The sequence below is a fragment of the Leptolyngbya sp. BL0902 genome, assembly GCF_016403105.1.
In the GTDB taxonomy this organism is placed as follows: Bacteria; Cyanobacteriota; Cyanobacteriia; order Phormidesmidales; family Phormidesmidaceae; genus Nodosilinea.
The window spans coordinates 293,825-315,991 of the sequence record NZ_CP046155.1; the positions used below are offsets into that span (position 1 = coordinate 293,825).

At 57.6% G+C, this 22,167-nt stretch carries 21 protein-coding genes, 1 tRNA gene and 1 pseudogene; 14 read left to right on the forward strand and 9 right to left on the reverse strand.

What is annotated here, in order from left to right; genetic code table 11:
* Positions 1 to 6: 6 nt before the first annotated feature.
* A complete protein-coding gene (locus tag GFS31_RS01285; RefSeq protein ID WP_198806520.1) occupies positions 7 to 1,491 on the forward strand; it encodes a TldD/PmbA family protein in 1,485 nt (494 codons plus the stop codon).
* Between the two features lie 235 nt (positions 1,492 to 1,726).
* Positions 1,727 to 3,070 carry a TldD/PmbA family protein gene (locus GFS31_RS01290; protein ID WP_198806521.1) on the forward strand — a complete coding sequence of 448 codons (1,344 nt, stop codon included), beginning with the start codon at positions 1,727 to 1,729 and terminating at the stop codon, positions 3,068 to 3,070.
* Between the two features lie 96 nt (positions 3,071 to 3,166).
* Here the strand turns inward: GFS31_RS01290 and GFS31_RS01295 are convergent, their stop codons facing one another.
* Both GFS31_RS01295 and GFS31_RS01300 read right to left on the reverse strand, forming a co-directional pair.
* Positions 3,167 to 3,394, reverse strand: a complete 228-nt coding sequence (locus tag GFS31_RS01295; protein WP_198806522.1) for a hypothetical protein — start codon at positions 3,392 to 3,394, stop codon at positions 3,167 to 3,169.
* Between the two features lie 282 nt (positions 3,395 to 3,676).
* Positions 3,677 to 5,572 (reverse strand): ABC transporter ATP-binding protein, encoded by a 1,896-nt coding sequence (locus GFS31_RS01300; RefSeq protein ID WP_198806523.1) that lies wholly within the window; start codon positions 5,570 to 5,572, stop codon positions 3,677 to 3,679.
* 448 nt (positions 5,573 to 6,020) lie between these two features.
* On the opposite strand from GFS31_RS01300, the gene GFS31_RS01305 reads away from it, so the two are divergent.
* A complete protein-coding gene (locus GFS31_RS01305; protein ID WP_198806524.1) occupies positions 6,021 to 6,254 on the forward strand; it encodes an antitoxin in 234 nt (77 codons plus the stop codon).
* Positions 6,251 to 6,655 (forward strand): annotated as a pseudogene (gene vapC / locus GFS31_RS21630) (type II toxin-antitoxin system tRNA(fMet)-specific endonuclease VapC). Before GFS31_RS01305 ends, vapC begins: the two are co-directional and overlap by 4 nt.
* Before the next feature lie 236 nt (positions 6,656 to 6,891).
* Here the strand turns inward: vapC and GFS31_RS01320 are convergent.
* The 5 genes from GFS31_RS01320 to fabI form a co-directional block, all read right to left on the reverse strand.
* Positions 6,892 to 7,185, reverse strand: a complete 294-nt coding sequence (locus GFS31_RS01320; protein ID WP_198806527.1) for a hypothetical protein — start codon at positions 7,183 to 7,185, stop codon at positions 6,892 to 6,894.
* A gap of 149 nt (positions 7,186 to 7,334) precedes the next feature.
* Positions 7,335 to 7,979, reverse strand: a complete 645-nt coding sequence (locus GFS31_RS01325) for a hypothetical protein (RefSeq protein ID WP_198806528.1) — start codon at positions 7,977 to 7,979, stop codon at positions 7,335 to 7,337.
* Between the two features lie 125 nt (positions 7,980 to 8,104).
* Positions 8,105 to 8,320, reverse strand: a complete 216-nt coding sequence (locus GFS31_RS01330; RefSeq protein ID WP_198806529.1) for a hypothetical protein — start codon at positions 8,318 to 8,320, stop codon at positions 8,105 to 8,107.
* Positions 8,321 to 8,687: 367 nt separating this feature from the next.
* Positions 8,688 to 9,692 (reverse strand): phosphoribulokinase, encoded by a 1,005-nt coding sequence (locus GFS31_RS01335; RefSeq protein WP_198806530.1) that lies wholly within the window; start codon positions 9,690 to 9,692, stop codon positions 8,688 to 8,690.
* A 398-nt stretch (positions 9,693 to 10,090) separates the two neighbouring features.
* Positions 10,091 to 10,867, reverse strand: coding sequence for an enoyl-ACP reductase FabI (gene fabI / locus GFS31_RS01340; RefSeq protein ID WP_198806531.1), 777 nt, complete (start codon positions 10,865 to 10,867; stop codon positions 10,091 to 10,093).
* A gap of 318 nt (positions 10,868 to 11,185) precedes the next feature.
* Between fabI and hisA the strand changes: the two genes are divergently transcribed.
* The 9 genes from hisA to GFS31_RS01385 all read left to right on the forward strand — a co-directional run bounded on the left by hisA (position 11,186) and on the right by GFS31_RS01385 (position 19,508).
* Entirely contained in the window at positions 11,186 to 11,959 is a 774-nt protein-coding gene (hisA, locus tag GFS31_RS01345) for a 1-(5-phosphoribosyl)-5-[(5-phosphoribosylamino)methylideneamino]imidazole-4-carboxamide isomerase (protein ID WP_198806532.1), read from the forward strand.
* 237 nt (positions 11,960 to 12,196) lie between these two features.
* Positions 12,197 to 13,012, forward strand: coding sequence for a DUF1963 domain-containing protein (locus GFS31_RS01350; protein WP_198806533.1), 816 nt, complete (start codon positions 12,197 to 12,199; stop codon positions 13,010 to 13,012).
* A gap of 7 nt (positions 13,013 to 13,019) precedes the next feature.
* Positions 13,020 to 13,478: a hypothetical protein gene (locus tag GFS31_RS01355; protein ID WP_198806534.1), complete on the forward strand. Its 459-nt coding sequence runs from the start codon at positions 13,020 to 13,022 to the stop codon at positions 13,476 to 13,478.
* A 318-nt stretch (positions 13,479 to 13,796) separates the two neighbouring features.
* Complete coding sequence (locus GFS31_RS01360; RefSeq protein ID WP_198806535.1) at positions 13,797 to 14,297, forward strand: DUF2231 domain-containing protein; 501 nt, start codon at positions 13,797 to 13,799, stop codon at positions 14,295 to 14,297.
* The gene (locus tag GFS31_RS01365) at positions 14,297 to 14,920 is read left to right on the forward strand and encodes a DUF2231 domain-containing protein (RefSeq protein ID WP_198806536.1); all 624 of its coding nucleotides are present in this window, start codon (positions 14,297 to 14,299) and stop codon (positions 14,918 to 14,920) included. Before GFS31_RS01360 ends, GFS31_RS01365 begins: the two co-directional genes overlap by 1 nt.
* A 226-nt stretch (positions 14,921 to 15,146) precedes the next feature.
* Positions 15,147 to 16,064, forward strand: coding sequence for a cytochrome c oxidase subunit II (locus GFS31_RS01370; RefSeq protein ID WP_198806537.1), 918 nt, complete (start codon positions 15,147 to 15,149; stop codon positions 16,062 to 16,064).
* Between the two features lie 97 nt (positions 16,065 to 16,161).
* On the forward strand, positions 16,162 to 17,853 hold the full coding sequence (ctaD, locus tag GFS31_RS01375) for a cytochrome c oxidase subunit I (protein WP_198806538.1): 1,692 nt from the start codon (positions 16,162 to 16,164) through the stop codon (positions 17,851 to 17,853).
* Entirely contained in the window at positions 17,854 to 18,462 is a 609-nt protein-coding gene (locus GFS31_RS01380) for a heme-copper oxidase subunit III (protein WP_198806539.1), read from the forward strand. It abuts the gene before it with no gap.
* A 122-nt stretch (positions 18,463 to 18,584) separates the two neighbouring features.
* Positions 18,585 to 19,508: a LysR family transcriptional regulator gene (locus GFS31_RS01385; protein WP_198806540.1), complete on the forward strand. Its 924-nt coding sequence runs from the start codon at positions 18,585 to 18,587 to the stop codon at positions 19,506 to 19,508.
* 107 nt (positions 19,509 to 19,615) lie between these two features.
* On the opposite strand, the gene GFS31_RS01390 is transcribed toward GFS31_RS01385, so the two are convergent.
* Positions 19,616 to 19,687: transfer RNA gene (locus GFS31_RS01390), tRNA-Lys, on the reverse strand.
* A 147-nt stretch (positions 19,688 to 19,834) separates the two neighbouring features.
* Positions 19,835 to 20,584 (reverse strand): hypothetical protein, encoded by a 750-nt coding sequence (locus GFS31_RS01395; RefSeq protein ID WP_198806541.1) that lies wholly within the window; start codon positions 20,582 to 20,584, stop codon positions 19,835 to 19,837.
* 178 nt (positions 20,585 to 20,762) lie between these two features.
* Here GFS31_RS01395 and GFS31_RS01400 point away from each other — a divergent pair, with 178 nt between their 5' ends.
* The gene (locus GFS31_RS01400) at positions 20,763 to 22,109 is read left to right on the forward strand and encodes an MFS transporter (protein ID WP_198807967.1); all 1,347 of its coding nucleotides are present in this window, start codon (positions 20,763 to 20,765) and stop codon (positions 22,107 to 22,109) included.
* Positions 22,110 to 22,167 lie beyond the last annotated feature (58 nt).

Genomic DNA, 22,167 nt, shown 5'->3' on the forward strand with positions numbered 1-22,167 from the left:
ATTGGCATGACGGTTGCACCCTCACTCACCCCGCTGCTAAAGACCCACGACCTGCTTTCTAGGGAATACGGGGCCACCCGAAACCGCTTCGACCTCTCCTGGGAGCCCACCCTGGCGGCGCTGCTGGGCCTGGGTCGGTCGGCGGGGGCCGATTTTGTGGAGTTTTTCCTAGAGCGCAGCAACTACATTAGCTGTCAGGCCGAGGACGACGCGATTACCAGCATTTCGCCTCGCATCATCACCGGGGCAGGAGTGCGGGTGTTTTTGGGCAAGGCCGATTGCTACGTCAGCACCAATGACCTCAGTTTTCAGGGATTGAAGTCCGCCCTGGACAAGGCGCTGGGCATCATGGGCCTGACCCTGCCGGGGCCAGCGGCGAACATTTCTGAAATTAACCTCGAACTCCTGCGGGACTATGCCAGCGCTCGGTCTAAGGATGAATGGCTGGCCAACTGTAGCTCCATGCAGGAAATGGGCGATGTGCTCTTGGCCGCCAACGACGCCCTGGCCAAGAACGCCAGCCATGTGCAATCCCGCCGCGCCGTCTACTTCCGCGACTGGCAGGAAGTCCTGGTCGCTGCCAGCGATGGCACCTTTGCCCGCGACATCCGTCTCACCCAGTCCGTCGGCTACAACCTGCTCTGTGCCGATGGCGAGCACCGTTCCTCCATTGGCCAGCGGGCCGGAGACACCAGCAACCCCGCCTTCCTGCGCGAGTGGGACTACGAAAGCACCGCCCAATCCGTGGGCGAATCCGCCGGGAAAATGCTCTACGCCGACTATGTGGAATCTGGCAGCTATCCGGTGATCATGGCCAACCAGTTCGGGGGCGTGATCTTCCACGAAGCCTGCGGCCACCTGCTGGAGACCACCCAAATCGAGCGGGGCACCACGCCGTTTATCGACAAAAAGGGCGAAAAAATTGCCCACGAAAACCTCACGGCCTGGGATGAAGGGCTGTCTCCCGACGCCTTCGGCACCATCGACATGGACGACGAAGGCATGCCCGCCCAGCGCACCCTGCTGATCGAAAACGGCATCCTGCGGAACTTCCTCTCCGACCGAGCGGGCTCCATGCGCACGGGCCACCCTCGCACGGGTAGCGGTCGCCGCCAGGGCTACACCTACGCCGCCGCCTCTCGGATGCGCAACACCTACATCGCTCCTGGGGATTATTCGCTGGATGAACTGTTCGCCTCGGTAGACAAAGGTATCTACTGCAAAAAAATGGGCGGCGGCAGCGTCGGAGCCACGGGCCAATTCAACTTCGGTGTGGATGAAGCCTACCTGATCGAAAACGGCAAAATCACCAAACCCCTCAAGGGTGCCACCCTCATCGGCGAAGCCACCGAGATCATGAACAAAATCTCCATGTGCTCCAACGACCTCGGCCTCGCGGCAGGCTTCTGCGGCTCCATCAGCGGCAGCGTCTACGTCACCGTCGGCCAACCCCACCTCAAAGTAGACGCCATCACCGTCGGAGGCCGCTAGGGTTCTGGGGATTGATGGTTGATGGATTGTAGGGTGCATTCGCGAAGCAATGCACCACCCAGAGTCTCCGCTAGAACAACCAATCCCATCCATTAAACGTGACGCGCTACCGAGATGTGTCGCCACCAACCCACAACACCCCACCCAACCGTAGGGGCGCGGTTTCCTCGCCCTACCCAACCTTGGGTCAGCCATTAGACCCTACTCCCTACTCCCCATTCCCTACTCCCTAACCATGCCAACCATTCAAAACATTGCCGCCTACGCCGAAGCCAGCGCCAAAAAGCTGGGCATTGCCAAGTACGACGTTTACGGGTCTTCCGTAGACGAAACCAGCGTCCAGGTAGACAAGGGCGACCCCAAGCAGGTCAAAGCCTCCAACCGTTCCAGCGTGATTGTGCGCGTGTGGAACGACCAGGGCAAAGTGGGCGTTACCTCCACCAGCGATGTAGACCCCACGGGCATGGATTTGGCCCTCGAAAGCGCCCGTGACGCCAGCGCCTTTGGCGTCGCCGACCACATTCCCGACTTCAGCCCCGAAGCCACCGCCCCCACCGCCGAGGTTGACCTGCCCCCCGTGGAACCCGCCCCCGTGGGAGAGCTGATCCAACAATTGGTCGCCCTCGAAAAGCAGCTCTTAGAGGCCCATCCCGCCATTGCCAGCGTGCCCTACAACGGCCTCGCCCAACGCAGCATCGACCGCTTTTACCTCAACAGTGCCGGAGCCCTACGTCAGGAAGCCCGCTCCTACGCTTCGGTCTACCTCTACAGCAAAACCGAGCAGGAGGGTCGCAAACCTCGTTCTGCCGGGGCGGTGCGGGTGAACCGAGGGTTGCCGCTGCTGGATTTGGACGGTTGCCTGAAGGAAGCCACCGACAAAACCATCAGCCACCTGAACTACGACAAAATCGCCTCCGGCAAGTACCGCGTCGTGTTTTCTGGGGAAGCCTTCCTCAGCCTGTTGGGGGCGTTTTCCAACATGTACAATGCCCAGAGCATCTTGGATCACCGCAGCCTGTCCACCCCCGATTCCCTCGGTAGCGTGGTGGCCTCCGACCTGCTCTCGGTCTACGACGACGCCCTCCACCCCGAAAACATCAGCGCCGAAACCTTTGATGGCGAAGGCACCCCCACCCGCCGCGTTCCCATCATCGAAAAGGGCGTGCTCACCCACTTTCTGCACAGCGCCGGAACGGCCAAACGCATGGGCGCTTCCCCCACAGGCCACGCCAGCATTGGCGCGAAGGTCTCCGTTGGCCCCAGCTACTATCACGTCCTACCGGGGACAGAATCCTCCAGCGAGTTCAGCCTAGACAACGCCAGCAACGTGATTTTGATCGATGACCTGCAAGCCCTCCATGCCGGGGTCAATTCCCTGCAAGGTTCCTTCTCCCTGCCCTTCGACGGCTGGCTGATTAACCAGGGCGAACGGGTCAGCGTCGAATCCGCCACCGTGGCCGGAGACTTCCGCGACCTGCTGAAGGCGATCATCCACGTGGAACCTCACTTGGAAATGACCCCCGGTGGTCTCTGCCCCCGCATTTGGGTGGATGCTCTGTCCATCACTGGGGAACAGTAGGGCGGGAGTTTTGCGGGCGAGGGGGCAGGGCGGCAGGGCGGCGAAGCTTAGCCTCCGCACGGCGCACCCCACTAGGATGAGCCTAGTCGTAGGAGCTTAGGAACCGTGGACCTCTTCCTCGCCCCGCTCCAGCATGGCTTCTTGAACGTGCTCCTGGGCATGGAGCTTGTTGGCCATGGCCAGACGAGCTTTTTCCTCCACGGTGGAGGATGCGCTTTCATGGAGTTCCTCAGCACTGCGTTCTAGCATGGCGTCGTGGCGCAGGTCTTCCTGCTGGCGCTGTTGGGCCAAGAGTTCGCGGGCTTGCTCGGTTTGCTTATCCATGGTGTGTTCTCCTAGGATGGTCTCCATCTACTACTCTACCCACTGGCGCAGGGCGAGAGATCCCAAGGACTACGGGCGACATGGGGCGATGGCCACCTGTGGGGCAAGGCGTCATCGGCTGAAAACGTAGCCGTTGTAACAGGATTGGCGGCTAGAGCCCACCAGAAGCGGCGACCTGCCTCAATACCTCTGAGTCAAGCTTCCCTGACAAAGCTCTAGGGGCTGGGGCATGGAAGGCTGGCGGATCTCACCCCGCTATCGTCATCCTTGCCATACCCGCAGCTAAACCCCCAGCATTTGCAGGCGATAGAGGCTGGAGTAGAGACCATCGTGGGCCAGGAGTTCGTCGTGGGTGCCCTGTTCCACGAGTTCGCCGTGTTTGAGAACGAGGATGCGGTCTACGTTGCGGATGGTGGAGAGGCGGTGGGCAATGATGATGGCGGTGCGGCCCTCTAGCAAGCGTTCTAGGGCTTCTTGGATCATGGCCTCGGTGCCCACATCTAGGTTGGCAGTGGCTTCGTCGAGGACGAGGATGCCCGGATCGCGGATGGCGGCGCGGGCAAAGGCCAAAAGCTGCTTTTGACCGCCCGAAAGGTTGGCCCCCCGTTCGCGCAGTTCGGTGTGGTAGCCCTGGGGTAGCTGCTCGATCAGGTGGTGGATGTTGGTCTTTTTCGCCGCTTCAATGACAGCTTCCAGGGGGTAGTCTTCCCCCAGGGTGATGTTGCTTTTTACGTCGCCAGCAAACAAAAAGCCGTCCTGCAAAATCACAGCCATGCGCCGCCGCAGTTCCGCCTGGGGGAGGTCGCGAATGTCTACGCCATCCAGCAAAATGGAGCCGCTGTTGATGTCGTACAAACGGCAGAGGAGGCGAATGATGGAGCTCTTGCCTGCCCCGGTTGGCCCCACCAGTGCCACTTTTTCCCCAGGGCGAATGGTAAAGGTGAGGTCTTTTAGCACGGGTTCCTCGGCCTTGTAGCCAAAGGTGACGTGGTTGAAGCGAATCTCCGAGGCGTGGGTGGGAGCGGAGGGAGGGGAGAGGGGGAGAGGGGGGGACGCGGAGAGGTTGGCGCTGGCGCTGGCGACATCAGCGGTAGGGGGTTCGGCAGCGCCAGCACTCAGATGGGCGGGGTCGCGGATTTCGACGGGGATGCTGAAGAGGTCGGTGAGGCGTTCGACAGCGGTGAGTCCGGCTTGGATGGCGGTGAACTTGTCGGCAAACTGGCGCAGGGGATCAAACAACCGCTGGGCAAACAAAATGAAGGAAGCTAACACCCCAAAGGTGAGGGCGTCTTGCATCACCAGCAGCCCGCCTAACCACAGCACGCCGCCAATGGCCACGAGGCTGACCCACTCCAGCGTAGAAGACACCGCCGAATCGTAGAAGATCGTCTTATCTACAGCGGTGATGTAGCGCTGGTTGGTAGCCCGAAATAGCTCGGCATTAAACCGCTCGCGGCGAAAGAGCTGCACCACGTTGATGCCCGCAATGTTTTCTTGCAGGGCGGCGTTCAGTTCCGACAAATGTTCTCGCGCCTTGTAGTTGGCCTTGCGAAACTGCTGCTGAAAGAAAATAATCAGCCAGGTGACGGGCACCAGCAGCCCTAACAACATCAGGGCCAGTTGCCACTGCATGGTAAACATCACCACCAGCAGAACGCCGATGGAAAACAGGTCGGTGATAATGCCCACAGCCCCCGTAGAAAACACCTCCCCCAGGGCATCCACGTCGCTAGTGATGCGGGTGATGAGCTTGCCGACAGGGGTGCGGTCAAAAAATCGCACGGCCAAGGAGGTGACGTGGGAGAACAAATCATTGCGAATGTCGGCGGTGACTTGCTGCCCCACCTCCTGTACCAGGTAGCTCTGCACCCCATCCAGCAACAGCCGAATCGCCACCGTGACCACCAGGGTGCCCACAATCAAATTCAACCCGCCCTGGAGGGTGCGCCCCTGCAAAAAGGCCATCACAGGCTCCTGGCGAATCAGGGAAATCGCCTGCCCAATCAACACGGGCTGAAGGGCATTGGCCAAGGACAAGGGCACCAGCAAAATCAGGGGCAGCACCATCATGCGGCGGCGCTTGTAGAGGTAGGGCCACATCTGTAAAAACAGCCGCCAGTCGCTCTCAGGACGGCGGGGCAGTTCACGATCTGCGGACAGCGAAGACGTAGCCACCATGGCGCATTCAAACCCTTGACAATCCAATGCCCAACATCAGCAGCCTGGGCTATCACATTCTAGCCTCTTGTCCCGGTGTCTCGAAGACGGTCTAGCCAGGTCGCACAGGGGCAGGGCATGGTCAAACCCAAAAAAAGAGAGGACACAATCCTGTATCCTCTCCTTGATTATGAGCCAGACAATGATTTGTCAGACGGTGGTGACGACCTGAGAATGTTGAGTTCCGCTGGAGGGGCCATTGATGTGGGGACGGTGGTTTCAGCCCTAGGACTCATCTGCCACAATAGGCTGAGATGAAGTGGACATGGCCATGCGAAAGCAGATCGTTTGAGGTTTTGATTGCCTACTTCGAGACTATTGAGCAACAGTTGCTAACGTTGCCCAGCAAGGAGAACTCCCGGCATGGAGAAACCATTACCCTAGAGATAAGTCGTCCAGAGGTTTAGCCATGGAAACTACCCCATTACTGACAAATGAACATGGCCAGGTTGTGGTTTTGCCTGTGGCCTTCCATCTCAACGGCACAGAGGTCTACATCAAACAAGTCGGCAATGCCATCGTCCTGCTCAGCACCGATCAGCCCTGGCAACCCCTGTTTGACAGCCTCAGCCACTTCACAGATGACTTTATGGCAACCCGCGAACAGCCGCCCTTGGAGGATCGGGAGCCGTTGTTTGAATGAAATACCTGCTCGATACCAACATCTGCATCTACATCATTAAACACAAACCGCCAGAAGTACGAGATCGCTTCAACACCCATAGGCCGCTGGACATTGGCGTTTCTGCCATCACCGTGGCTGAGCTAGAGTATGGTGCCTACAGAAGCCAGCACGTTGAGGCCAACCGAGCCGCCCTTCAGCAGTTCTTACTACCGTTAGAGATTCTGGCCTTTGACCCAGCGGCAACCCAAGCCTAGGGTCAACTTAGAGCTTTGCTGTCTCGTCAAGGTTCCATCATTGGGGCGATGGACATGCTGATTGCAGCCCAGGCCATCGCTCGGAATCTCATCCTCGTGACCAACAATACCGACGAGTTTCAACGCATTCCTGCATTGCGCCTAGAAAACTGGGTGAATCGATAAGCCTTATCTCGATAGCCCTCCGAAGCATCAGCCTGAACCATAAGTCGTAAACGTCTATTTCTGGATACGGCCTTTATTCAAGAGTTTCGCCAAGTAGGTTTTCATACCTTGACAGCCTAAAGCGCACCTGTGAGCGGTCGGCTTGACGATAGGGCGTGGGGCAGCAACTCGGTTTCTTTAGATGGCCCAGCCCAGATCCCTAGTTTGGTGCATTTGCGAAGCAATGCACCCTACAACTAAAACCCGATTCGCTTCAGGAAAATCGCTTTGCCTTTTTCCCATGCAAGTTTTGCGCTGGCATCTGTAAATCTAAATAATGGCTTGGTAGCCTCAAAGGGTTGAATACCAAGAGAGGTGACAGAGTACTTTTTCTCTAGTTCTATATTTTGAGGAAGACGCTGAATACCTAATGCAGAAGCGGAGATATTCTTAATCCAAAACTCATTGCAAAAGGGAGGCGCTTTATCAAATAGCGCAACGCGAAGATTCCCACCTTGTTGAAAGAACTTAATCTCATGGACGTAAGCCATAGATACTCCAAGAGCTACTAGAAATCGTCATCGGTCATAAGTATTAGCTTTCACAGTTAGCAGTTGCTTGTTGGGTAACGTGATCGCGTCACCCAACAAAGCCAGAACTAACTATCGCTGTGTTTCACGAATTTGTGTCGAGCGAAGCTTTAGGCAGGGGCACATCCTCCCTCCATTTCCCAATCATCACCTGTTCCCCAATCATCCATAAAGCGAATAACTCCACGACCACACAGGAGCATCGTAACGCCGTTGACACCGCCGCCAATGACTCCACCAATGGCAGGAACAGCTTTAGCAACCTTCACAACGTTCTTGCCGAAGATTTTAGCACCAAACTTAATTGCAAGCGTTTGATTCATCTTCATCAAAATTCTAAAGCTTTTGGGCAGGAGAACTTTGTTTAGCGCCTTGATGGCATGAACACCTAAATACTTTGCCAGCTTATGTACAGAGATTCCAATTGCAGCAGCAACGATAAAAACCCAGTTACCTTCATTAGCTGTATCATATCCGCGAATGGTAAAGAGGGTGGCTGAGAGTTTTACTTGAGAGTAGACAGTATCAACCAGATCTGCTGGAAGAGCCAGAAGGCCAGCGATTCCGGTAGCTATTCCTTTGCCTATCGACCACAAAGTAGACATATTGATGGCATGAATAGCAATCTTCTTTCGACCATGTTTATGCTTAGACTCATTGAGAAGATCTAGCCCCCATTCACGACCATCTTGAATAGCCTTTTCCATAAGCTCAATTAGAAATGGAATCTTGCTTGGGTCAAACTTAAAGCTCATATTCAAGTCCTAGGGATTTATGTGGATAGAAATCGTAACACGTAACAAGAGCTGATTCTGAGAAGAATCAGCTTGTTGATTAGTCAAGCCATCATGCAGGCTCTAAAACCATCGTTTTGGTTGATCTAGTCTTTAAAGGCCCGCTTCAAACCGTATGTAGCCAACCCAACAACAACCCCAGCCGCCGCAACCGGGGCCGCGCCAATACCGACACCTCCACCAGCAACGGCTAGCCCCATTCTTCCAACGTGTGCAGCAATCCCTAAGCCTACAGCGCCACCACCTGCGGCAAAACCAGCGACTTCTTTGACCCCAGACTTGATTTTCTTGTACTTGGACATTAGAGATTACCTCGATCAGGACTTATGAAGGCTGGATGCAACCGTTGGCCCTTGGTTAGGAGCCTCATAATGCACCGCTGCCTTTGTAGTTCGATTTTATACTGGGCGAAAGAAGGTGTCTTCAGCTTGAATACCGAACTTTTTGTCTTATATTCCGGCAGTTGACGATCCCTGATCGATGTGAGATCACTAAATTAATCAGAGGTGAAGCTGCAATAAATTGTCAATTTAGCTACATTTAAATCAGTAATTCGCGCCACAGGGCTTCTTTTACAACTGGGGAAGTGTCCAACAAAAAAGGAGAGGACACACAGCGGTATCCTCTCCTATGGATTATGAGCCAGACAATGATTCGTCGGACTGATGCCTAGGCGTGGGTGGCGACGTTGAGGCTGGTGGAGGTCAGCCGCTCGTAGGTGGCGCGCATCTTCAGACCCACAAGCACCTGGAACAGGCCGCTGCCGTTGCTGGAACCAGGATATTCGCGGTGCTTCAGCAGCAGTTCGGTCATTTCACCGTAGTACTTGGTGGAGGTGTTGCTGAGGTGGCTTTCGATGTAGATCATTTCTTCCAAGCGGTCGAACTGACCATCCACCTCTAGCACCGAGACCTCGTGGCCGTAGTAGCTGTCGGGGCCGTAGTGCATCCGAATGCCGGGGTAGGAGCAGGTGAGCTTCCGACCGCAGGGAATCCAGTCGATGGTGGAGCCTTCGTCGAACAGGTAGACGGGGTCGAAGCCTTCCACGCCTTCCCGCTGCATCAGGCGCACCCGCAGCACTTTCTTCTCTTCGTCGTTGGGGATGAGTTTGGTGGGCAGAATTTGAATCACCACATCGGCATACTGCTTTTGGATGTCGATGTAGGCTTCAAAGTCGGGACGACGGGCGTTGATGGAGGCCAGCACATCGTCGTAGCTGTGGCCACGCTCGGCCATGTCGCGCTGGATCTTCCAGGCAATCTTCACCTCGTCGCTGATGTCGAGGTAAACGCTGAAGTCGATCAGGTCGCGAACGCGCTCGTCGTAGAGGGGGTGCAGCCCTTCAATCACGATGATGCGGTTGGGGTCAACCCGTTCGGGGGGATCCAGCTCGCCCGTTTCGTGGTTGTAGATGGGCTTGTCGATGCTCTTGCCTTCCTTCAGGGCTTTGATCTGTTCGTACATCAGATCAAAGTTGTTGGCACGAGGATCCAGCGCGGTGACGCCCGCTTCTTTGCGCTGTTTGCGGTCGAGGCTGTGGTAGTCATCCAGGCAGATGACGGTCATCAGTTCGGCCCCAAACAGGTCGCTCAGCCGTCTGAGGAAGGTGGATTTACCACACCCAGAGTCGCCCGCAACACCGATGAGAACTACTTTGTCTGGCTTGTTGATCATAGGTTCCCTCTATACAACTCCTGTTAAAGTCATGCAGTCTTGGCAAGGTGGCGATGCTGACCGCGCCGCAACACCCCACGACCCCCACGAAATACCCCAAAAAATATCTCGTAAAATGTGGCGCTTGTGAAGCGTAAATCCCTGAACTCCCACGGCAATGCCCCTCTGTAGAGGTACGGTGCCTAGAGGATTCAGAGCTATCCACGGCAGAGGCTTATCCACTTATGGTGGTCAGGAATGCCTGAACCAAGCCCTCTATTCAGGCTATAAACACGGAAAACCCCTATGGCGTAGGAGCCTTGCCCGTGGCGTCTGAATCGAGATTGATAAGTATTTCTACCGCTGTGAGCTGATCTTATCAGAAGAAAGTATCGCTCACAACTGAATTCCCATCTCCTCTACATGCCCATGATGCAGTAGCCGGAATCGACGTAGAGGATTTGTCCGGTTAGGCCGCTGGAGAGGTCGCTACAGAGGAAGGCGGCGGTGTTGCCCACTTCGGTTTGGGTAACGGTGCGGCGCAGGGGGGCGATTTCTTCGACGTGGTGGATCATGTCTAAGATCCCGCCCACCGCCGAGGAGGCCAGGGTGCGGATGGGGCCAGCGGAGATGCCGTTGACTCGGATGTTGTTGGGGCCAAGCTCGGCAGCGAGGTAGCGCACGTTCATTTCCAATGCGGCCTTGGCGATGCCCATGACGTTGTAGTTCGGCACCACGCGCACGCCACCCAAATAGCTGAGGGTGACGATGCTGCCGCCCTCGGTCATCAGGGGTTTGGCTCCACGGGCGAGGGTAATTAAGGAGTAGGAGCTGACATCCAGGGCCAGTTGGTAGCCGTCTTTGGAGGTGTTGCTGAAGTCGCCGGAGAGGTCGTCGCGGTTGGCGAAGGCGAGGCAATGGATGAGAATATCCAGCTTGCCCCATGCTTGGCCGATGGTGCTGAAGACTTCAGAAACCTGGGCCTCATCCTGCACATTGCAGGGCAAAAACAGACTGGGATTGAGGGGATCCACCAAGTCCTTCACCTTGCCCTCCATCTTGCCCTTTTCGTCGGGCAGGTAGGTGATGCCGAGGTTAGCCCCGGCGGCATGGAGCTGCTGGGCAATGCCCCAGGCGATGGATCGATTGTTGGCGATGCCCGTTACCAGGGCGTTTTTCCCAGTCAGGTCTAGCATGATTCTCTGTTGTGATTCGCATCTTGGAGTCTACGGGAAATCGGTGCCCGTGGGTAGGGGATGGGCCGATAGAATGGATGGGTTTGGTAGATTGAGAATTTGTTGTTGTCGCCTAGGCTGGCCCTCACCCCTAGCCCCTCTCCCAGGGGGGAGAGGGGAACCGGACGTAGGCTTCAAAGCTTTCCCTCATCTATAAGAGAAAGCCGTAGAGAGTCTTCAAAGTCCCTCTCCCCAAGGGAGAGGGATTTAGGGTGAGGGCCAACGGCATCAGAGATCTACCCAAGTCCCCGTTGCTAGCGATTTCTAGAATCTGAACCTATGGAAGTTATCCCCGCCATTGATTTGCTGGAAGGCCGTTGTGTGCGGCTGTATCAGGGCGACTATGCCCAGTCGGAGGTGTTTGACGACAACCCGGTGGCGGTGGCGCGGCAGTGGGAGGAACAGGGGGCAACCCGGCTGCATTTGGTGGATTTGGATGGGGCAAAGTCTGGCAAGCCAGAGAATTGGCAAGCGATTGAGGCCATCACGCGGGCGGTGAGTATGCCCGTGGAGGTGGGCGGCGGCTTGCGGGATCGGGATCGGGTGAAGGCGCTGTTTGACCTGGGGGTGCGCTACGCCATCTTAGGTACGGCGGCGATTGAAAACCCTGACTTGGTGAGCGATCTGAGTGCTGAGTATCCTGGCCAGATCATCGTAGGTATCGACGCCAAGGACGGCAAGGTGGCGACGCGGGGCTGGTTGGATATTTCCGAGGTAGAAGCCGTTGATCTGGCGCAACAGATGGAGCAGCGGGGAGCCGCCGCCGTGATCTACACCGACATCAAACGGGATGGCACCCTGAAAGGCCCAAATTTGGACGCCCTACGCACCATGGCCGAGGCGGTGACAATGCCTGTGATTGCCTCCGGTGGCGTGGGTGCCCTGCGGGATTTGCTGTCGCTGCTGGCGCTAGAACCCGTGGGCGTGTCGGGGGTGATTGTCGGTCGGGCCATTTACACCGGGGATGTGAATTTAAAGGAAGCCATCCGGGCGGTGGGGGATGGCCGCTGGCAGGATGTGCCGCCAAATTTGGGCGACACGGCCTGGGGGTAGGGGGACTATCGTGACCTGTCTAGGTTGAGGTGGCCTACTAACGTTTGGATGAAGCATAGGGACTTGGGCCTACCTTTGTCGGATGTTCACAAAACGTTGGGGACTGGCTTTGACCTTGGGAGCATCCAGCCTACAGGGGGCATGTCTGCCCCCGAAAGCCTGGGAAAGGTTGATATCAGTGGCAGGTGCAAGGTTTTTTCCGTAGATTGGGGTCAGCCCCCGCCTTGCTTTTGAACCATGGTCAATTCTGATCTCCCTCGGCCTGCCCTGTTGCAAGACCTGCCCGATGAGTTCGCCGACCTCCGGCCCATTCTGGAGGCCAACCTAGAGCCCTACATCGCTATCGCCGCCACCCAGGTTACGCCGCCGCCGCCGCCCCGTCACCCCGCCGACCCGCTGACCCGGTGGCAGAGCAAGGTGGGTGGCGATCCCTATTTCCCGACCCAGGCCACCTATCCCACTAACCCCAATACCGGGCTGCCCCTGGCCCTGCTGGTGCAACTTAACTGTGCCGACGTTCCCCCCATTGACGGATTTGACTTTCCCGCTGAGGGGATGTGGCAGCTCTATGTGGGCGGTGGCGAACTGGCCAGATCCTACCGCGATGGGATATTTCAGGTGATTTACTTCCCAACGGTGACTAACGATCCGGCGGATCTGATTGCGGACTTTAGTTTTGTGCCCCTGCGGGAGACCTATCGAGACCAGTTTGACGCCGTTTCCAGCCTTACCTTCACCGTTCGCCAAGATCTCTTTTTAGATCTCAACTCGCCGAACTTGGAAGCGTTCGACCCGGATATGGTGGCCGATTTTGAGGACTGGCTCTACGACTATGTCATCGAAACGGAAGCCAGTGGACTAGGCAGCAAGCTGGGCGGATGGCCCGATTCCCACGGCAGCGCCCCTGACTTTCTCTACCGTTCTAAGGGCCGACTGCTGCTAGAGTTGGCGGGAATTCAGGGTAGCAGCGAGTCGATCTACTGTTTCATCGATAACGACAGCCTCCAGGCCCGTGACTTTAGTGCGGTGCGGTTCTTCCACGGCTGCGACTAGGAGGGGCATGACAGAAGGTTTACTGGTGTTGGCGGCGGTGATCTACTTTGTCGCGGCGGGAGCCATGAGTTGGGCGAAAAGTCGATCCTTCATGTTTTTGGTGTGGATGGCCCTAGCCACCGTGATGACCACCGTTTTGGGGCTGGTGCTGGGTATCCTGATGCTCCAGATTTTTGCCCCAGAAACCTTTGAAAGCCAGGGCGGCGGCATTCTCTTTCTGGTGTTTCTGCTGCCTGTATTGGTTGGGTCGGGTCTGCTGATTGGGGTGTGGTCGGTGGCCTGGGGCTATTGGTTTGGCGCAGCCCAGCACAACTTTTTCCTCTGGCAGGGGGTAGGTCTGTTGGGCAGCAGTGCCGTGGGTACCGTGGTGCCGCTGATCCTAGGGCTGATCTTCGCCGCCATCGCCAGGGGGGCTTCCCCGACAGTGCAGATCGCGCTACGCCCGCCATCCTGGGCGTCTTGGTAGGCGGTTGCCTCAGCCCCGCCTTAGTGCATGGCTTGATTGCCGTGGTGGTGCGTCTGTTCTTCTCTCGATGAAGACCAAAGTGCATGGCTTAACAAAACTAAACCGCCTAGGATGGGCTTAACATTTCCTAAAGTTTCGTCGATCCTCCCAAAGGTCAGTGGGAAAATCCCTGGCTAAGGTGAGATTTTCCTGGCAGGTGACAGCTAGGATACTTACCCTATAAACAACGGCTTGCTATCCTCATGCCAAGCTAGCCGCAGCGGTGCTTGACTTCCTCGGAAGATCCCTCACCTAGGACACCCCTACCCCGGACATCCCGTGTTTGAGTATCTGCCTCCCCTCAACGACCACAATCTGCCCTACCCCGACACCATCCACCCCATCGTGGTGCATTTTGTCATCGCCATGGCCCTGTTCGCCTTTGTCTGCGATGTGGTGGGCACCATCACCAAAAATCCTCGCTACTACGAGGTGAGCTGGTGGAATATGGCCTTTGCCACGGTGTCGATTTTCATTGCCGTGATCTTTGGCCAAGTAGAGGCGGGTCTCGCTACGCCCTATGTGCCCTCGGCGGAATCGACCCTCAACCTGCACACGATTTTGGGCTGGGGGCTGTCCGGCATTATCGCCGCGATTACGGGCTGGCGCTACGTGCTGCGGAATAACGACCCCAAATCCCTCCCCATCGCTTACCTGGGCGTGGGCGGGTTGTTGACCGGGCTGGTGCTGGTGCAAACCTACCTAGGCGACAAACTGGTGTGGATCTACGGCCTGCACACCGTGGAAGTGGTGGAAGCGATTCGTGACGGAGTGCTGTAATGAGTCCTGATTTGATTGACCAAATCGCCAACCAGCTAGGGCCAAACGGCTTGCCCTACGTGGTGCCCATCCATCCCAACCTGGTACACCTAACGCTGGGGTTGTTCATCGTTGCCATTAGTTTCGATATTGTAGGGGCACTATTCCCCTTGGAAAGGCGGGTGTTCAAGTTTTTGGCGATTCCGGCTAGCTCGTCCAACTTCTACGATGTGGGCTGGTTCAACATGGTGGCGGCGGCGGTGATCACCTTCCCCACGGTGGCGGCGGGCTTTTACGAAATGCTGCTGGCCCAACCCCCCAGCGATGGCGTCAGTGCCTGGGGTCTGGAAAGCCTAGAAACCATGCTCTGGCACGGGGTGGGCGGCGTGCTGCTGCTGGCCCTGATTACCGGAATGGCCATCTGGCGAGGTTTCCAGCGCTATGTGTGGCGCAAGGATCGGGCGCGACAGGTGCAGTGGTCGTATTTGGTGGCGGGGCTGGGTATTTTTGTGTTGATGTTTGCCCACGGCACCCTAGGGGCACAACTGGCCGCTGAATTTGGTGTTCACATCAGCGCAGATCGCCTATTACGGGCTGGGGAGGATTTGACGATTTTGAATGTGATTCAGCCCCGATGGTTCTAGTTGTTTTTGAGTATGGAGTGTTCTCTTATCAGGACTCTCTCAACCCTCACCCCCAGCCCCTCTCCCAGGGAGGAGAGGGGAGCAAGAAAAGCTTCATTTATCAAATGATTGCAGGATTCTTAGGCTAACTGCAATATCTTGAGTCATTCCCAAAAGCAACCTTGGTTCTGAACCGTTCTCCTTCCACATTTTTTGCCTTTTTACTTTTGCCTTTTGCCTTTCCCCTATGAACCTTCGCCTAATTCTCAAACTCGCTGCCGTGGCCGGAATCCTCACCGCCATTAGTCTGTGGATGGGCCAGGTGGCCTATAGCTGGTTGCCGCCCCCGGCCTCGGCGGAGGCGGTGCTGGTGGATGGCCTGTTTAGCCTGATGACCGCCATTGGTACCTTCATTTTTTGCGGCGTGGTGGGCACCGTCATCTATTCGGCCCTGTTCCAGCGGGCGGGCAAATACGACGAAAGCGACGGCCCCCCGATTGAGGGCAACCTCACCCTAGAGGTGGTGTGGACGGCGATTCCCATTGTGCTGGTGATTTGGATTGCCGCCGCCAGCTATCGGGTCTACGACCAAATGTCGATTCTGGGGCCGATGGAGCACATCCACATGGGCATGGGGGAAGCCATTGCCGCACCAATGGACATGGCCCAGGGGATGCCGGAGACGGCTGGGTTGGAGCCTGAAGCCATTGAAGTCCACGCTCGGCAGTGGGTGTGGGAGTTTTACTATCCCGAAGCCAACGTCACCAGCACCGAGTTGCACCTGCCCAAGGATCGGCGCATTAAGCTGGCGTTGACCTCCGAGGACGTGCTCCACGGCTTCTATATTCCCGCCTTTCGGGTGAAGCAGGATGTCATCCCCGGTCGAGACATTGATTTTGAATTCACCCCCATCCTGGAGGGCAAGTATCGCCTGCGGGATTCCCAATATAGCGGCACCTACTTCGCCGCCATGCAGGCCGATGTGGTGGTGGAATCGCCGGACGCCTACCAGCAGTGGCTTGCGACTGCCGCGAAATCCCCCCTAAAACCGGGCCTCAACCCCTCCTACGACGAATACCAACGCACGGGCGGCGACGATCACCGTCCGGGCTGGAAGACCGTCCCCCCTGCCCCCGCCCCCATGGTGAATTATGTGGGGTCGTAGGGTGAGGGCCAATCCACGCACAAAAGCGATCTGCTCACAGCAAGCCTGACCTAAAGACATCAACCGCAGAACACCTGACCTAAGGACATCTATATAAATGACGAACATCTCCATAGACGCCCTTGCCCCAGAACGCCAGGAACCCAGCCCCGGAGAGCCGGAAAACTGGTGGCGCTTTTTCACCTTCAGCACCGACCACAAGGTGATTGGCATTCAGTACATCGTCACCGCCTTTGTGTTCTTTCTGATTGGCGGCTTCCTGGCCATGGTGATGCGCGGTGAGTTGATCACCCCGGAGGCCGATCTGGTGGATCGCACGGTGTATAACGCCCTGTTCACCATGCACGGCACCCTGATGCTGTTCATGTGGACGTTCCCGGTACTGAATGGGTTGTCCAACTACCTGGTGCCCCTGCAAATTGGGGCGCGGGACATGGCCTTCCCCCGCCTGAATGCGGTGGCCTTTTGGCTGGTGCCCATCTTTGGCGTCATTTTAATGGCCAGCTTTTTGGTGCCCGGTGGGCCGTCCCAGTCGGGCTGGTGGGCCTATCCTCCGGTGAGTTTGCAGAACCCCACGGGCAACCTAATCAACGGCCAAGCCCTGTGGCTGGTGGCGGTGGCGCTGTCGGGGGTGTCGTCGATTATGGGGGCGGTCAACATCGTCACCACCATCGTGCGGATGCGGGCACCGGGGATGACCTTCTTCAAAATGCCCGTGTTCTGCTGGACGGTGATGGCGGCGCAGATTATCCAGCTCTTCGGCCTGCCAGCGCTGACGGCGGGGGCGGTGATGCTGCTGTTTGACCTCATGGTGGGCACCAGCTTTTTTGACCCGGCCAAGGGCGGCGATCCGGTGCTGTATCAGCATTTCTTCTGGTTCTATTCCCACCCGGCGGTGTATGTGATTATGCTGCCGATTTTTGGCGTATTTTCAGAACTTTTCCCGGTCTATGCCCGTAAGCCCCTGTTTGGCTACAAGGTGGTGGCCGTATCCTCCTTTATTATCACCGGACTCAGCGGCATCGTCTGGGTACACCACATGTTCGCCAGCGGCACTCCCGGCTGGATGCGGATGCTGTTTATGTTCACCACCATGACCATCTCCGTGCCCACGGGGATCAAGGTCTTCGCCTGGGTGGCCACCATCTGGGGCGGCAAGCTGAAGCTGAACACCGCCATGCTGTTTGCCCTCGGCGGCATGACCATGTTTGTCTTCGCGGGCATCACGGGCATCATGCTGGCCTCTACCCCGGTGGATATCCATGTCAACAACACCTACTTTGTGGTGGGCCACTTCCACTACGTGCTGTATGGGTCGATGACCATGGGCATGTTCGCCGCCCTGTACCACTGGTTCCCCAAGATGACCGGGCGCATGTACTACGAAGGGCTGGGCAAACTGCACTTTGTCCTCGCCTTCGTGGGCACCAACCTCAACTTTTTGCCCATGCACCCCGCTGGCCTAATGGGGATGCCCCGCCGCGTCGCCTCCTACGACCCAGAATTTGCCTTTTGGAACGTGCTGGCCAGTTTGGGCGGCTTTTTGCTGGGGGTCTCCACCCTGCCCTTCTTGCTGAACATGATTAGCTCCTGGGTGCAGGGGGAAAAAGCCCCCGCCAACCCCTGGAGAGCCATTGGCCTAGAGTGGATGGTGGCCTCGCCGCCCCCCCACGAAAACTTCGACGAAATCCCCACCGTCATCGCCGAACCCTACGGCTACGGCAAAAACGAACCCCTCACCGCCCAGCAGGCGGCCCTACAGCAACTTGCGTCTACGGAGGTGGCCTAAATGAGTTCCATCAACCTCGATTCCACGGTGAACACCGCCGCTGAAGTCAGCCCCGCCCACCACGAAGAAGGGGAACACCGCCTGGTTGGATTCATCATCTTTCTGCTGTCGGAAAGCGTGATTTTCCTCAGCTTCTTTGTGGGCTATGCCGTCTACAAAACCACGTCCCTCGACTGGCTGCCCCCCGGTGTGGAGGGGCTGGAGGTGCGCGAACCGCTGATCAACACCATCGTCCTGGTCTCCAGCAGTTTCGTCATCTACATCGCCGAGCGCTACCTGAAAAAAGAAAACATCTGGGGTTTCCGGGCCTTTTGGTTATTGACCATGGCCATGGGCAGCTTCTTCCTCTACGGCCAAGCGGTGGAATGGGCGGGCCTCAACTTTGGCTTTACTGACGGCCTCTATGGTGGCATGTTCTACCTGCTCACCGGATTCCACGGGCTCCACGTTCTCACTGGGGTACTTCTGCAAGCGATCATGCTGGCTCGATCCTTCATCCCCGGCAACTACGATGATGGCGAAGTGGGCGTGATTGCCACCTCCCTGTTCTGGCACTTTGTCGATGTGATCTGGATTGTGCTGTTCATCCTGATCTACGTGTGGCAGTAGCGTCGAGGGGTTAGGGCCGGGGGCGCGTTGTCTCCAGGGGCGAATCGATATGGGCCTAGGGGCTACTTTAGAAACGCAAAAGTTGCTAAAGTAAGGATGTCCTTTGATAGCTCGGCTCAATCATGGCGGCATCCTTGCTCAGCACAAAGGGAATTACCCTGCACCAAATGGAAGTTTTTGAGGCGGTGGCACGGCACCGCAACTACACCAAGGCAGCGGCGGAGCTTTACCTCACCCAGCCGACGGTGTCTATTCAGATTAAGCAGCTCTCAAAAACCGTGGGGATGCCCCTGGTGGAAACCATCGGTCGGCAACTGCACCTGACGGCGGCAGGAGAAGCCCTACTGAATACCTGCCACCAGGTGCTACGGCAGCTTCAGCATTTAGATCAAACTCTGCTGGCCTTCCAGGGCGTTGAGGCGGGGAGCGTCAAGTTGGCTACGGTGGAAAGTGGTAAATGCCTGCTGGTGGAGCAGTTTAAGCCCTTCCTAGAACAGTATCCCGGCCTAGAGGTGTCCCTCTACGTAGGCAGCGACGCTGAGTTGCAAGACCGCCTGCACCAAAACGAAGATGACTTCTACCTGTTTAGCCTGCCACCCACCTCAGCCAACCTTGCCACCCTGCCCTACGCCCAGTCTCCCCTGCGGGTGGTGGCCTCCCAGCGTCATCCCCTGGCTCAGCGTCGGCCCTTAACCTTGGCCGACCTAGCAAAGGCAAACTGGATTCTCCGGGAGCCCGAATCTAGCACGCGCCAGCGTCTAGAAGCCGCCTTCCAGGCCCAGGGGCTGGCCCTCCGCAGCAACCTAGAACTGAGCTGCAATGAATCGATTAAGGCTAGTGTGGCAGCCAACCTTGGGGTTGCGCTACTGCCCGCCTTTGCCCTCACAGCCTTAGATACCGACCTGGTGGTGCTCTCCGTTGCGGATCTCATGCTCCAGGCCCAATGGCAGCTTGCCTACCGCCAAGACAAAGCCTTTTCTCCAGCAGCAAGGGCCTTCCTCGACCACTGGATTGAAGCGTCTCCTTCTCTGGCCATTGGCGCATAGATCAGCCGCTGCAGCACCCTGCCTCCCTAGATCCTGGGACTCGGGGTGAGTGAATCAACTGTTCCTGTCTGTCCCTAGCAACAGGAGAGGACGGAATGAATAAAATATGGGTCGCCTGGGATTCGAACCCAAGACCAATCGGTTAAAAGCCGAGTGCTCTACCGCTGAGCTAGCGACCCTTGGTGTATCGTGCCGTCAAAACCAAACCTCTAGCACGGTTACTAATAGTAACACAGCCTTTGCGGAGAAGGAATAGTCTTTCCTAGAAATTTTATTTTTCGGTTTTCCGAGCCCTAGAGGGGCCTAGGCGGGAGACGGGGGCTGGCCTAAAACATATCGCTGGTGGGGGCCGTCACCAGGGTGAAGGATTCGGCCAAGTCTACGGCCATTTGGGGCGATACATCCCGGCAGGCGTCGAAGCCGGGGAAGAGGGCTTTGATGTCGGCGGCTCCGCTGATGCGATAGTAGCCGGAGGAGCCAGCCAGCCAGTCGGTATAGAGGTTCGGCTCGGGAAATCTGGCTTGCCAGTCGGGGTCAGCAAATTTGCCATAGTTGAGACCATAGGCGGAGGTGTCGCCGTCCTTGGTAAAGAGGGGTGGGTTAATGGGGCGGCGGTTTTCGGTGGCGGGGGGTGGGCTGGTGCCACCATCGGCATATTCCACCGCAAAGCATTGATTTTCGGCGTTTTGGTACACAATCAGGTAGCTGATTCCCATGTCGCCCTGGCTGATGCGGAGATCAGCCACCTGGAAGGAGGGTGGCACCACTCCCGGCACCACGACCTCAACGCCCAAGCTGGTGAGCTGGGCCACTTGGTCGGGGGAGAGCTGGGCCAGGAAGGCACCGGGCGGTGGTGGCGGCGGCGCATTGGGATCGCTGGGCTCTAAGGGGGCGGCATCTAGGGCCATGGAGGAGGGCACTTCTGTTTCCGGGGCTCCGGTGGGGGCGGCAGGCATGGGCTCAAGAAGTCCAGAGTCGGTGAGCCCAGATTCGTCGGCCTCAGGGCGATCACAGGCGCTGGGAAGCCACCCCAGCAGCACGACCCCCAGCAACCCCAGCCATCGCGATCTGGTCAATCTATGGCCCATCGTGACGTTCTCCAACGGCTCTACCCTTGCTATTGTGGATCACCGTAGCCCCCTTCGAGCCCCGCTCACCTGGGAAGCCTGGGGATTGACTGCACAATGTGGCAAAATCAACCCACTATGAGTTGGGAGTCCGTCGTTGTCTAAATTACCGCCTCTGCCCTTGCCAGTGAAGTTGGCCTATGGCGTGGGAGAGCTGGCGGCAGCGGTTCCGGCCAGTTTGTCGGCGTTTTTTGTGCTGTATTTTTTTACCACCGTGGCGGGGCTAAATCCGGCCTTGGCGGGCAGTGTCATCCTCATTGGACGGCTGTGGGATGCCGTCAACGACCCCCTGATTGGCTGGCTGAGCGACCGCACCGTATCTCCCCTGGGGCGGCGGTTTCCGTGGATGTTGGGCGGTATGGTGCCCATGGCGCTGACGGCGATGCTGCTGTGGGTGGTGCCGCCGTTCCAAACCCAGGGCGGCATTTTTGCTTATTACGTTGTGCTGTCGCTGTTTGCCTTTGCGTCGTTTACGGCGGTGCAGTTGCCCTATACCGCCCTCGCCGCCGAGCTTTCCGACGACTACGATGAACGCACCACCCTCATCGGCACCAAAGCCGCCTTCAGTATTGGCGGGGGCATTTTGGCGCTGCTCATGGCCCAAGTGGTATTTGGCCGGGTCGCCGATCCCGAACGCCAGTATGCCCTTTTGGGAATCCTGTCTGCGGGTTTGGCCATTGTCATGGTGAGCATTTGCGTCGCGGGCACCTACCGCCGCTACTGGCAGGCCCAAAAGGCCCACGCCAGCCTTCACCCGCCGGAGGGTTTTGCTTCCCTGCTGTCGGATCTGCGCAGCGTGTTTGCCAATAGTGCCTTTCGGAAGGTGTTGGGGCTGTACCTGTGCAGTTGGATGAGTGTGCAAGTCACCGCTGCCATGCTGCCCTACTTTGTGGGGGCTTGGATGGGCCTGCCCGAAACCCACTTTGCCCAAATGGCTCTGGCCGTGCAGGGAACCGCCATCGCCATGCTGGTGGTGTGGAACCGGGTCGCCCACTGGACGAGTAAACGCACCGCCCTGATGCTGGGTGCCCCTCTGGCTATGATTGCCCTGCTGGGCCTCATTACCGTGCATCCCGATCAGGTGGGGTGGATGTATACCCTCGGCGTGGTAGCAGGTCTTGGCGTGGCCACCCTCTATATGATTCCCTTTGCCATGCTGCCCGACGTGGTGGATTTGGACGAGCTGCAAACCGGACGGCGACGGGAAGGACTGTATTTCAGTGCCCTAGTGTTTCTGCAAAAGTTTGGCCTTGCCGCCGCTATCTTTGTGTCGGGCCAGTTGCTGCACTGGACAGGCTACGACCCCCAGGCTGTCACCCAGCCCGCCGCCGCTCTCTGGGCCATCCGCCTGCTGATTGGCCCCCTGCCTGCCCTGCTGCTGCTAGGGAGCCTCTGGTTTGTCCATCGCTACCCCATCGACCGCGACCGCCATCGCCAAATCCTCGAAGCCCTCGAAGTGCAGCGCCACCGATAGGTAGCCACCCCCATCGGGGCTAGGCCGTGGCCCAGGGGCGTCGATGCCACCCTGAGCG